The organism is uncultured Psychrosphaera sp. (assembly GCF_947500655.1).
Taxonomy (GTDB): Bacteria; Pseudomonadota; Gammaproteobacteria; order Enterobacterales; family Alteromonadaceae; genus Psychrosphaera.
The window spans coordinates 139,965-152,710 of sequence record NZ_CANMSK010000003.1 but is presented as its reverse complement, the minus strand read 5'-3'; the positions used below and the strand labels follow the sequence as shown (position 1 = coordinate 152,710).

Annotated in this window: 13 protein-coding genes; 9 read left to right on the top strand and 4 right to left on the bottom strand. The window is 35.9% G+C overall.

Features of this window, described 5'->3' with window-relative positions:
• Positions 1 to 63: 63 nt before the first annotated feature.
• The 9 genes from Q0940_RS04120 to Q0940_RS04080 all read left to right on the top strand — a co-directional run bounded on the left by Q0940_RS04120 (position 64) and on the right by Q0940_RS04080 (position 10,009).
• Complete coding sequence (locus Q0940_RS04120; RefSeq protein WP_299264725.1) at positions 64 to 1,695, top strand: iron ABC transporter permease; 1,632 nt, start codon at positions 64 to 66, stop codon at positions 1,693 to 1,695.
• 27 nt (positions 1,696 to 1,722) lie between these two features.
• Positions 1,723 to 2,814 (top strand): ABC transporter ATP-binding protein, encoded by a 1,092-nt coding sequence (locus tag Q0940_RS04115; protein WP_299264399.1) that lies wholly within the window; start codon positions 1,723 to 1,725, stop codon positions 2,812 to 2,814.
• 187 nt (positions 2,815 to 3,001) lie between these two features.
• Positions 3,002 to 3,340 carry a P-II family nitrogen regulator gene (gene glnK, locus Q0940_RS04110; protein ID WP_299264395.1) on the top strand — a complete coding sequence of 113 codons (339 nt, stop codon included), beginning with the start codon at positions 3,002 to 3,004 and terminating at the stop codon, positions 3,338 to 3,340.
• A 10-nt stretch (positions 3,341 to 3,350) separates the two neighbouring features.
• On the top strand, positions 3,351 to 4,622 hold the full coding sequence (locus Q0940_RS04105) for an ammonium transporter (RefSeq protein WP_299264391.1): 1,272 nt from the start codon (positions 3,351 to 3,353) through the stop codon (positions 4,620 to 4,622).
• A gap of 120 nt (positions 4,623 to 4,742) precedes the next feature.
• The gene (locus Q0940_RS04100) at positions 4,743 to 5,597 is read left to right on the top strand and encodes a Rossmann-like fold-containing protein (RefSeq protein ID WP_299264387.1); all 855 of its coding nucleotides are present in this window, start codon (positions 4,743 to 4,745) and stop codon (positions 5,595 to 5,597) included.
• 744 nt (positions 5,598 to 6,341) lie between these two features.
• Positions 6,342 to 6,719, top strand: a complete 378-nt coding sequence (locus tag Q0940_RS04095; protein ID WP_299264384.1) for a YacL family protein — start codon at positions 6,342 to 6,344, stop codon at positions 6,717 to 6,719.
• A gap of 25 nt (positions 6,720 to 6,744) precedes the next feature.
• Positions 6,745 to 8,526: an ATP-binding protein gene (locus Q0940_RS04090; RefSeq protein ID WP_299264379.1), complete on the top strand. Its 1,782-nt coding sequence runs from the start codon at positions 6,745 to 6,747 to the stop codon at positions 8,524 to 8,526.
• Positions 8,510 to 9,346, top strand: coding sequence for a PAS domain-containing protein (locus Q0940_RS04085; RefSeq protein WP_299264375.1), 837 nt, complete (start codon positions 8,510 to 8,512; stop codon positions 9,344 to 9,346). Before Q0940_RS04090 ends, Q0940_RS04085 begins: the two co-directional genes overlap by 17 nt.
• A 9-nt stretch (positions 9,347 to 9,355) precedes the next feature.
• The gene (locus tag Q0940_RS04080; RefSeq protein ID WP_299264372.1) at positions 9,356 to 10,009 is read left to right on the top strand and encodes a response regulator transcription factor; all 654 of its coding nucleotides are present in this window, start codon (positions 9,356 to 9,358) and stop codon (positions 10,007 to 10,009) included.
• Between the two features lie 91 nt (positions 10,010 to 10,100).
• Here the strand turns inward: Q0940_RS04080 and Q0940_RS04075 are convergent, their stop codons facing one another.
• The 4 genes from Q0940_RS04075 to Q0940_RS04060 all read right to left on the bottom strand — a co-directional run bounded on the left by Q0940_RS04075 (position 10,101) and on the right by Q0940_RS04060 (position 12,683).
• Positions 10,101 to 10,652 carry a hypothetical protein gene (locus Q0940_RS04075; protein ID WP_299264369.1) on the bottom strand — a complete coding sequence of 184 codons (552 nt, stop codon included), beginning with the start codon at positions 10,650 to 10,652 and terminating at the stop codon, positions 10,101 to 10,103.
• A gap of 1 nt (position 10,653) precedes the next feature.
• Positions 10,654 to 11,115, bottom strand: coding sequence for a hypothetical protein (locus Q0940_RS04070; RefSeq protein ID WP_299264366.1), 462 nt, complete (start codon positions 11,113 to 11,115; stop codon positions 10,654 to 10,656).
• A 221-nt stretch (positions 11,116 to 11,336) separates the two neighbouring features.
• On the bottom strand, positions 11,337 to 11,822 hold the full coding sequence (locus Q0940_RS04065) for a peptidylprolyl isomerase (RefSeq protein WP_299264363.1): 486 nt from the start codon (positions 11,820 to 11,822) through the stop codon (positions 11,337 to 11,339).
• 12 nt (positions 11,823 to 11,834) lie between these two features.
• The gene (locus tag Q0940_RS04060; RefSeq protein WP_299264360.1) at positions 11,835 to 12,683 is read right to left on the bottom strand and encodes a hypothetical protein; all 849 of its coding nucleotides are present in this window, start codon (positions 12,681 to 12,683) and stop codon (positions 11,835 to 11,837) included.
• Between the last annotated feature and the right edge of the window lie 63 nt (positions 12,684 to 12,746).

The window sequence follows — 12,746 nt, the reverse complement described above, 5'->3', positions numbered from 1 at the left end:
TTGGCTCATTTGTTGCCGAGTTTTAAACACGTCAAAATTATAAGTTTTTTATTAGCGCTAGTAATGGCGTTGCCACTAATCACATTACTTTTTGAAGCCCTCTCTAGCAGTGGTGATAGTTTTGCGCATATAAGAGAAACCGTATTAACCGACTACGTTATAAACACAGCGTTATTAATGTTATCTGTTGGCACTTTAGTTTTACTCATTGGAATACCGTTAGCTTGGTTGATAGCCAATTGTGACTTTTGGGGAAAACGCTTTTTCAATTGGGCGTTAGTTTTGCCACTTGCCATGCCTGCTTATTTAGTGGCTTACACTTACACTGATTTATTAGATTACGCTGGACCTATCCAAATTACACTTAGAGATTGGTTTGGTTGGACAAGCGTTAATGATTACTGGTTTTTTGACATTCGTAGCTTATCTGGCGCAGCAGTTATGTTGTCTTTAGTGTTATATCCTTATGTGTATTTGATGGTTAGATCGAGCTTTCTTGAGCAAAATGCAACGTTAACCCAAGCGGCAAGAGTGCTAGGTAAGACACCTTTTAAGTGTTTTATGCAAGTGTCTCTACCTTTAGCAAGAAACGCTATTGTTGCCAGTTGCGCTTTAGTGATGATGGAAAGCATGGCGGATTTTGCTACTGTAAATTACTTTGCTGTGAGTACTTTAACCACTGCGGTTTACGATACTTGGTTAGGCCATTATGATTTAGCCAGTGCAGCCAAGTTGTCATCAATTATGGTGATGGGGATCTTTGTACTTTTATTTTTGGAGCAATTACAAAAAGGAAAACAAAAAAGTAGTAATGATGCCAAAGTTAGTCAGCAGTCACTTACTTATAAATTAACTCAAAAACAAACCGTATTAGCCGTGAGTTTTTGTTCATTAATTTTATTTGTGGCTTTTCTCGTTCCTGTGTTTGTACTGCTGCAATATGCGGTGCATTACTTTGAACAATCTTGGAGTACACAAGTATTTGAGTTTGCGTTTAACAGTGCAGGTATTGCTTTTATTACTGCGTTGTTAGCTTTGCTTTTATCCTTAGTTCTAAATTATGCATACCGAGTTAAACCGAACAAGGTACAAGCATTTTCATTAAAGGCTGCTAGCTCTGGTTACGCAATTCCTGGTACTGTGATGGCGATTGGCGTATTAGTGCCATTAACGTTTTTAGATATACAAATTAATGATCTTACGGTTTGGTTGGGATTTTCCGCACCGGGGTTGTTATTGAGTGGTTCTATTGTTGCTATTATCTTTGCTCATTTGGTGCGATTTATTGCGATTGCTAATAAAACTTTAGAATCCAGTTATGAAAAAATAAGTCCATCGTTGGATATGGTCGCTAAAACCATGGGAACCAATGGGGTTAATTTATTAAAGAAAGTACATATTCCGTTAGTACGAAAAAGTGCGATGGTTGCTGCCTTACTTATTTTTGTTGAGAGTATGAAAGAGTTACCTGCAGCTTTGTTATTACAGCCTTTTGATTTCCAAACGTTACCAACTTATGTATATCAATATGCCAGTGACGAGCAATTAGAATTAGCCGCGTTGGGCGCGATTTTGATAGTATTAGTGGGCCTTATCCCTTTGTTAATTTTAAACCGTTCTATTGATACAAGTAGCATTGACTCAAATAAAATTGATCACAGTAAAGTGATTCAAAATAGAGTGGATGGCAAGTAGAGTGAACCTTTGTATGGAATTATTACCATGTCAGTATTGAGCTTATCCAAGTTAAATGTCAGTTATAAAAGCTCGCAAGGCAAGATTCAAATAATTGATGAGCTTGAGTTACAGGTTAACTCTGGGGAAATCGTTGCCTTGTTTGGTCCATCTGGCGGTGGAAAAAGCACAGTGCTCAAAGCTATTGCAGGATTATTAGATAATGTCTCTGGTGATATAATCATTGGTGGCAAACAAGCTCTTGGCATTAACAGTCGCGGTAATACGAGTATTAACATTGCTACTGAAGATAGAAAAATAGGACTTATTTTTCAAGATTATGCGTTATTCCCACATTTAACCGTGGCACAAAATGTAGCTTTTGGCTTAGATAAGTTATCAAGGTCTGCAAGGAAAGCCAAAGTTGATTCTTTATTAGAGTTAATAAAGATGGTGGAATACAGTGATAGATATCCACATGAGCTATCAGGTGGCCAACAACAACGAATCGCAATTGTTAGAGCATTAGCTTGTGAGCCTGAGTTGTTACTGTTTGATGAATCCTTTTCAAATATCGACCCGCAATTTCGCTTTGAGCTGATAAGCGATATTCGTGCGTTATTGAAACAACATAATATTGCAGCTTTATTTGTAACGCATAACCAAGATGAAGCGTTTGCCTTTTGTGACAGGATTGCAGTGTTAAATAAAGGCAAAATTGAACAAATAGACTGTCCAGAACGTTTGTTTAATTATCCACAAACTCGATTTGTCGCTGAATTTTTAGGACAAGGTTTATGGTTGCGCTGTAAAGTGGCATCGGCTAATGTTTTGTTATCAGAATTAGGTGAGATTAGCTACGCCGGTGATAAAGATTTATTCAGCTCAATGTCGCTAAAAGTTGAAGGCGAAGTGGATGTTTATATTAGGCCACATCAACTTAAATTAACCTTATCTAACGATTTTCCTATTGTGGTAACAAACGAGCGTTTTGCTGGTGAGTTCTATGAATCACAGGTTCAATGGTTAGGTCAGGTTATCGTTGTAAAAACACAAAATTCATTTTTAAATCAATCGGTGAAAATTGAAATTAATACTGCCGTTTGGTCAGTCTTTCCAGTCGTTAAATCCCCAATTTAGTACCCATGAAACGTGCACGGTAATAGTGCACCATAATTGCACATATAAATACCCCACCTTGGTGCAAATATTTTTAATTAATGTGTTATTTTTTATATTTGTACTTATATAACAAATACTTATATTAGTGGCATTGATCTTCCTTTAGATATCACCGATAAGAAAAACAATAGACTAAGGAATAACAATGAAACTGGTAACAGCCATAATCAAGCCATTTAAACTTGATGATGTACGCGAAGCCATCAGTGAAGTAGGTGTTGAAGGACTTACAGTAACTGAAGTTAAAGGTTTTGGTCGTCAAAAAGGTCATACAGAACTATATCGTGGTGCGGAATATCAAGTAGATTTCCTACCAAAAGTAAAACTAGAAATTGCTACATCAGATGAAAATGCTGAGCGTTTAGTTGAAGTAATCGCTGAAGCCGCCAACACTGGGAAAATCGGTGACGGTAAAATATTTGTAGTAGAGCTAGCTCAAGCCGTACGTATACGTACTGGTGAAACTGACGACGAAGCGATATAGGAGAATAACAATGGAACAAAATATATTTCACCTCCAATATGCAATGGACACATTCTACTTTTTAGTTTGTGGTGCATTGGTTATGTGGATGGCAGCTGGTTTCTCAATGTTAGAAGCTGGTTTAGTTCGTGCTAAAAACACAACAGAAATTCTTACTAAAAATGTAGCCTTATACGCTATATCTTGCACTATGTACTTAATTGTTGGTTATTCAATTATGTATGACGGTAGCCTGTTCTTAGCGGGAATTGAAACCGTAGACGTTGAAGCAACGCTTGGTGAGTTTGCTGCTCGTGAAGACGGTTTTGTTGGTGGCTCTATCTACTCAGGAGCTTCTGACTTCTTCTTCCAAGTTGTATTTGTTGCAACGGCTATGTCAATTGTTTCAGGTGCGGTTGCTGAACGTATGAAACTTTGGGCATTCTTAGCATTTGCTGTTGTTATGACTGGTTTCATTTACCCTATGGAAGGTGCTTGGACTTGGAACGGTGCTTCTGTATTTGGTATGTATACTCTTGGTGACTTAGGATTCTCTGACTTTGCTGGTTCTGGTATTGTTCACATGGCAGGTGCTTCTGCAGCATTGGCTGGTGTATTGTTGTTAGGTGCTCGTAAGGGTAAATATACTAAAGACGGTAAAGTAAACGCTATCCCTGGTGCAAACATGCCAATGGCAACATTAGGTACGTTCATTTTATGGATGGGCTGGTTTGGCTTTAACGGTGGCTCAGTGTTAAAACTTGGTGACATCGGTAACGCAAACTCTGTTGCTATGGTATTTTTAAACACTAACGCTGCTGCTGCTGGTGGTTCAATTGCCGCTTTAGTATTAAGTGCAATATTATTCAAGAAAGCTGATTTAACTATGGCGCTTAATGGTGCTCTAGCAGGTCTAGTTGCAATTACAGCTGAACCTTCAACTCCAACGGCTCTAGAAGCAACATTATTTGGTGCTCTAGGTGGATTGTTAGTTGTAGGTTCAATTTTAGCATTAGATAAATTGAAAATTGATGATCCTGTGGGCGCTATCTCAGTGCACGGTGTTGTTGGTTTATTAGGTTTATTATTAGTACCATTAACAAATGACGGTTCTTCATTCTCTGGTCAGTTAATTGGTGCTGCAACAATCTTTGTTTGGGTATTTGGAACAAGCTTTATCGTTTGGGCAATTCTTAAAGCAGTGATTGGTATTCGTGTTACAGAAGAGCAAGAATACGAAGGTGTTGACCGTTCTGAATGTGGCATAGAAGCTTATCCAGAATTTGTTAATGCAAATAACTAATACTAATTAGTTTAGTATTTTAAATAAGCCGTCCTTGTGACGGCTTTTTTGTATCTGTCGTTTACTACCATAAGTAGGCATAATACCAATTGTATAAATAGAGTAGCGGTAATTAACAAAATGGTAATTAATAAGGAATGGTCAGTTTTAACTATCGGAGATGGAGATTTATCTTTTTCTCGATCTATATTTGACAATTTCCAACCTAAAAAGCTTACAGCTACTGTATTGGACTCGGTAACTGAGTTAACCAACAAATATGGCAGTGAAAACTTAGATTACCTACAACAGCAAAGAGATGGAGCATTAAGCTTGGTTGATTGTCAGGTAATAACAGAATTTGATATCACTAATTCAGATAACATTCACCAATTAACTAAAGAATACGATTTAGTTATTTTTCAATTTCCTCTAGTGCCGAACTTTACTAGCCAAAATGAATTTCAACAACATACACAAGCAGATGAACTTCCCCTAAGTATAAATACAATAAACAGAAGGTTGCTAAGGTTGTTTTTAGTTAACAGCTTTGATTATTTACTAGCAGAAGATGGTGCTCAGTTAGCCTATATAAGCTCCAAAGACGTCAAACCTTATACAGAATGGGATATTGAGTATTCGCTAACAAAGAGCTCTTTAACACAACTCCCTGAGTTTAGTTGTGTTGGAACTATGCCTTTTGTAATTGAACAATTCCCAGGTTATAAAATTAGGAATGTGGATAGAGATAAACATGTAAAAGATACCGCATCTTTAACTTATGTTTGGACGTCAAATAAAAACAGAGATGTCGCGTTAGAGTTATTACCTACCATGAACCCGTTACCGACTTTATTTGGTGAACTAGGTTGTGACATTTGCCATGCAGGACCATTTGAAACGGAACAAGAGAAAATAAGTCACCTAGCAGGCAAAAAGCATAAACGTATGAGTGAATATGAAGTTCAGTGGCAGGGTTACTTACTGAGCCTATAGTTGTCTTCGATTCGGTGACTAAAGAAGTGAATATAAACTTTTAAATTACAGGCATAAAAAAAGTAGCCTGAGCTACTTTTTTTATATTCCTTTTGGCATCCTACCAAACAAATCCATCTGTATGTTCTTCCTTTTTGCTCCATGCTGCCCAATCCCTAGACTTTCCTTCCTTTTTTCCCTTTCCTTGCAACAAGCTTCCCGCTTTCCTTTATCATCCCTATGGCATCCAGCCAGTCCTTTCCTTTTTTCCTTGAATCTGGTTTGGCGTAATACTCGCCTATCCTTTTCGCATCATGCGATCCTTGTCCCTTTTATCCTATTTCCCTGTCAAAAAGCTCCTGCTTTTCCTAATTAAATCCGTTTTCGCATCCAGCGATTCCAATCCATGTTTGCTAAGTCGTTTAGCAGTCTCGTCGTTAAGATGGAACTATAGTACGTAATTTTCAGATAGGAAGTAGATTGAAATTAGATAAAAGTAGATGTTTTACAGATGTAATAAATGTATTTTTTAACAAAAGCGCATTAAAAACATGGGGTTGCTGTTTTTATTAAGTAGAAATATTGTTTAATCGCAGCGTTATCCCTATTGAATGTAAGATATATCTCACAAGGTAGTTAGAGATTGGATATAAAATATCTAGCATCATTTTACTATAAGTCGTATACAGAGCGCGCTCTATACAATATGCTCTAATAAATATTAATTACATTAACTAATTTATTATAAATTGCAAAGGAATTGATTTGGACTACGAATTTATCTTAGATACAAATACTAAAATACACACAGTTGAAGTTGTCGGTGAGCAATTTGCTGTTGGTCGTTTTTTAAATACCGAATTTGGCGATGTGAGCAATGCACCTGAAAAATTAAATGATTTAGTTGATGTACTAGAAACAAAAAAAGATGGTGTTATTCAATTTACAGAATGGTGTATTGAAGTTGATAACGATGAATTAACTATAATCCATGCTAGTCAACTTGAAACTAAAACTGAGCAGGATAAACTAATTGAATCCGAACAAAGTTTATCTGATGTCGAGTGGGATTTTCAGTCGGAGTGTGGCAAAGCTGATCTAATTGAGCTTTTAATAGCTTGGTCTGATTTTAGAGCTGAGTAACGAGAGCCATAAAGGAATTGTTTTTTTGATTAAGTCTAGAATTGTATTACATGCTTCATTAATATTCTCATTTTTGATTTTTATTGGTAGTTTAATTACTGCTCAATTTATTCACCTTGATGTTACGAGTTTAAATACTCATCAAGCTATTAGTTTGATGAAAGGGCTAGTATGTAGTTCTGTATTTTTATATTGGTTATTTATTCGCTATAGCTTGGCAGCTATGGCTCTGTTTAGTCTATTTAAAACATGGCAAATAGGATTTGTTCTATTACTGCAAGCAATTGAAGGCCTGTATTTGTTTTTCAGCCATGATCAAACAAGTTGGTCTATGGTTATTGGCATTAATTTATTTGTCACTTGCCTGCTGTATTTAAATTTATATCTTACTTTTTTATCTAAGCGTCTAGCTGACTTAATTGTGATCACCTTATTAAGCCTGAGCTTTTTTCTGTTTATTGCTTACACTTACGAATGGACAAGCACAACTGAGGTGTTGCACTCCGACTTATCGCTAATGATGGTGTTTAGTGCATTTAGCTGTTCAATATTGTTAGCGGTAAGCTTAATGAGAATTCAGTTTAAATTAACCCAATACTCTGAATTTGAATTGCTACCAGTGTTAATTATGTTTAGTGGTTTTCTTGGTTTAGTTGCAGCTGAAAATGCTATTTTATGGTCTGCAGTGACTTTATTACAACTGCTGTTTGTTTTGGTAGTAATAAGCTTAATTGTTAAAGTAGATAAATACTTTGCTGGAGATTGGACGTTATTATCGACTGGATTAAACTCCTCAAAAAATGCCTATTTTTATTGTACAGAACATAATGAAATTCGTTTTATTAATGATGCATTTAAAAAATTATTTGGCATAACTGAGGGGACTCGGTTAGATAAAGTAAAACATCCTCTACATACTCATCCGTTATTTGAAACAATCTCTAAAGCATTATCAAACCAAGGTTATTGGTCGGGTGAAACGGTTATTATTGGTGATAATGGCAATGTTATCTCTGTGGGGGTTGAGTTTAAAGTTATTGATATTAATGGTGAACGCTACCATCAAGCTTGGTTTTTAGATTTAGCAGAAAAAATTGCATTGCAGACCAATGAACACACAATTAGAGAAAAGTTAGAAAGACTTTCATTTAACTTAATAGACAAACAAGAAGATGAAAGACGTTATTTTGCGAAAGAACTACACGATGAAATTGGCCAGAGTTTAACCTTGTTGAAAATTCAGCACCAATTACCAGAACCAGATAAAGAACTAATCACATCCGTTTTATCTGAACTTATCGATAAGGTTAGAAATCTATCTCTAAATTTAAGACCTTCTATTTTGGACGATATGGGACTGTCTGCAGCATTAGATTGGTTAACTGACCGACAAAGAAAGTTCAGTCAACTGGCTATTGTCAGTGACATAATGCCAGCATTACCTAGATTTAATGATAAGTTTGAAATCTCTGTATTTAGGATTGCACAGGAAGCATTTACCAATATTCATAAATATTCTCATGCAGATTTAGTTACCATTCGCTGTACGATTGAACATAACTATTTACAGTTAACAATTGAAGATAATGGGGTTGGTTTTGATGTTAGCTCTAAAATAAACAGTGCAATTAAAGGTCAAAGTTTAGGTCTATTAGGTATTAAAGAAAGAGCATTTTTAATAAATGGTTTAATTGAAATTACATCGACACCAGAAGAGGGGACTTTAATTGAATTAAGAGTGCCTGTTTTAGATCATGTATTAGATGGTGGTTCGTTTGGTGTGGAGGTAAATGATGAAGCTATTTAACGTATTATTATGTGTTAGTTTAGTGTTTAGTGCAGAATTACTCTCGATAGAAAATGAATCGATAGCATTTACTCAAGTTTATAAATTAGTTGAATCGGTTAATGGTGATGTTTACCTTATTACAGATACGGGTACTTGGTTATTAAACAACGATAAGTTAACAAGAATTGATGCACCAAGTAATATTGGAATGGTATCTATCAATGCTAAGCCTTATAAAGCCGTTATTGCTAAAGCAAATACAGAGTCTAAAAGCCTTTGGCAACAGTTTGTTGGTGTTAGTTATATATTGCTCGTTGTTATTTTTGTCGGGATTTACCTTTATTACCAATCAGCTTTAAACAAACGCCGACGAGCTTATTACGAACGAATGAAAATTCAACAGCAAGTATTGAGCATATCCTCGTTAGCCACAGGGGATGAAGTTTTAGACTGCGATATTGCCAACAATACGATTAACCGCATTAATAAAAATGCCACTATAGGTTTGTCGGATAAAGTATATTTCCAGTCAGAAGACTTTATTGAGACTTTACACCCTGACGATAAAAGTGTTTTCTTAGCGCATTTTGAATCATTAATGCAAGGTGGTAAAAATAACTATGAGATTGAATACCGTATTTTATGTAAAGACCGAGACTGGATTTGGTTAGTTGAACGCGGTTGTGTTATTGAGCGTGATGATAAAGGTAAAGCCAAACGATTAGTATCGAGTATGAGAGATATTAGTTCTATTAAACAAGAACATGAGAATTTAGTTCGTTTGATCAGTGAATTAGAACATCGTCTAAAAAATGCAGAAGCAGCATTAAACAATTAAGGTTTTTTTATGAATAAGTACAGTATTTTATTTGCAGACGATCACACCTTGTTACGACAAGGCTTGATCAGCTTGACCCAGAACTTTTCATTTATTGATAAAGACCGAATATATCAAGCGGCTAATGGCAGAGAAGCGGTTAATTTTGTAAAGAAAACTCAACCAGAACTCATCGTTATGGATGTTTCTATGCCTGAGATGAACGGACTTGAGGCTGTTGATATAATAAAAAGTCAATTTCCGGAAATCAAAGTCTTAATGTTATCTCATTATAATAATGAGCCTTATGTGATCAGAGCATTAAAAGCCGGAGCTGACGGCTATATGCTTAAAGACGCTGCTGTAGATGAACTGCAAGATGGGTTGAAAGATATAATTGATGGCAACATGTATATTAGCCCAGATATAGATCAAAATATCATTGCTAAGATCAACAGCAGTGAAGATGGCGCTATTGATGCGTTAGATATATTAACCTCTCGTCAACGCAATATATTACAGTTAATTGCGGAAGGTCATTCCACTAAAGATATTGCCGAAAAATTATTTTTAAGCGTAAAAACCATAGAAGCACACAGAGCTAATATTATGGACAGATTAAGTATAAGAGACGTTGCTGGCCTTGTAAGATTCTCTATTCGCGTGGGCTTGATTGAAGCGTAACTCGTTTTTTACTTATGCTAGATAACAAAAAACGCCGGTAGTGTTACTAACGGCGTTTTTTTATGTTTTTTTATAGGCAGATTTATCGAGCCTAGAAAGAACTAATTAAAATCACAAAGTTGCCGACTACGGCTGCAAATCCCATAAGTACAAAAGTATTCGGCATGGAATTATTTTGATCTATGTGCAATTGGATTAATCCGTTTATATTGCCGATTTTTGCATTTCTGATCACGTTCTGTTTTAACGGTTCAAAAATCAACTTAGATACTAAGTAACCATAAAGAAAACTAACTAGGCTAGCTCCGGTGCCCGAGTATATTTCGGCCGTAGTTGTGACGTTTGACAGCATAGCTAATTGACTGAGTAAAGTTCCTAAAATACCTGCGATAATCGCAGTGTTTGAAAGATGATCAAAAAACGATACCGCTAAAAAGAATTCTTTTTGTGAAGTCACAGGACGCGAAATATATTTAAAAGCACTAAATGCATGAATGCCATAACTTAAAAACATAACACCAAACACCATGCCAAAGATAAGCAGTAAGCTAAATCGGTCAATGAAAAATTCGCTGTAGCCTGTTAGAAATATTACACCGGCAAAGGTTGCAATAAATAGTAAATATCCAATGAATTTATTCATATTACTTCCCTTTTTTCTCGGTGGCAGAATCAACACTTAAGCGGTTAAGTAAAATGCCATGTTTAATAGGTTGTATGATGATAAAAGAGAAGACCAACCCATAAATAATATTAAGCAGTGTGATCGCAATCGCCGGACCTAACATTTTTACATCGGTAAAATTAACTAATATAACAACAGCGCTAATGAAGAAAGCACAAATACCTGAATATAGTGTTAGTCTAGAAATGTAATTAAAAAAGTTTAACGCTGGCAATAAGTCTTTCGACGGTATTTGCTTTTTACCGGCTAACATAAAGTAATAAATCGTTTGTTTTCCGTAACCTACAATAGTACCCGCTAACGTAATACCAAATAATAAAAGCAATGTAGGCAAATTAACATACATGTTAAAACCGCCTCCAGCCTTCATAACAACCGCGATAGATGCGATACAAATAAATAAACCAATTAACTTAAACATAATACTCCTCACGTAGATCGCAAAATGATAACCCAATCGTCAGAATAATTAACTATAAAAATTAACGATATATTAAGTTTTTATTAAACTATTACTAACGGTGCCATCTAAATGACTTATCTTTATATAGCGGCGGCTCCGAGCTTTTATTTAGTTTTCATTTGCTTAGAATAAAAAAATGCCAGCATTTGCTGGCATTTAAAATCGATTAAATATAGTGACTAATGTGTGTGACCACAACCGTTTTCACTATGTACATGTCCGTGGGTGATCTCGTCAGCTGTTGCTGCTCTAACGTCTAAAATTTCCACGTCAAATTTAAGATCAACACCTGCAAGTGGGTGGTTGCCGTCTACAGTAACAAACTCATCAGTTTTATCGATAACGATAACAGTTTGGTCACCTTCATCAGTACCCGCTCTAAGTTGCATACCAACTTCAACTTCAAAGTCAGTGAACATTTCTGAACCAACTTTCTGAACTAAACCATCAATGCGAGGGCCGTATGCATCGTCAGTTGCAATAGATACTTCAAATGTATCACCAGCTTCGTGGTCGGTTAATGCGTTTTCTAAACCTTCAAGTAAGAACTTTGTGCCATGTATGAATTCTAATGGCTCAGCGTCGTACGAGCTATCGATTAAGTTACCTTCACCGTCGAGTACGGAATAGTGCATTTTTACTACTGTTTTATCTGCAATTTTCATGTTGAAACCTTGTTAGCTTTGTTCTAAAGAATATGGCAGTGCCATTAATGTTAAGGAGTGTGATGTTGTTTGATTTACAAATATAGGATCAGCTAAGTCAGTATCATTAGGCAATACAAGTTGTAAATAGGTTTTACTATCGGCATAACAAACGTTGATAACTTTACCTGCGGAACGTTTGTTGCCGTTTACTTCACGATAAACATCATCACCTATGTTTATCGATTCCATATTATCAGACGATGCAATATACAAAGCGCGTTTGTTTTTTCCTAAGTAACGCATACGGGCAATCATTTCTTGCCCCATATAACAGCCTTTATTAAAGGAGATATAATCCAGTGCTTGCATATTGATCATTTGCGGCACGTATTCGCCAGAAGTCGCTGTGTATAAATGCGCACGACCTGATAAAATTTCTGTTTTCCACCAAGACTCAGAACTGATTGTTTCAGTTAGTTCTTGTTTGGATAAATTAATAAAATGCTCGTCGGCCAAAGGAATGGAAATGTCAGCGTTCTCTGTTAACGCTAGGTTTTCATCTGAGCCGTAAATAAACCAATTTTCACTTTCGTCGGTAATATCAACTTTAGCAAAAACACCGTATTTATTTAATTCTGCTAAAGATACTTCAGCACTTTGTTTTGTTAATACTAAAAGAATATCTGCGTCATGCTGAACCGCGATAAATGTTGACCATGCTTTGCCTTTTGCATTGCAATGGCAACCGGGCATAATTTTTTGCTCAGCCAGTTTAGTTACGTCACAAGATACTTGTCCTTGTAAGAAGGAAACTGCATCTACACCGGTTAATTTAATAACGGAAAACTCGGGTAATCGTGTAATATTTTGAGCAGACATTTAGCAAAACTTAATTTTAATAAATTAGAACAGTTAATAATGGGGATAAATAGCTAAAGCTCA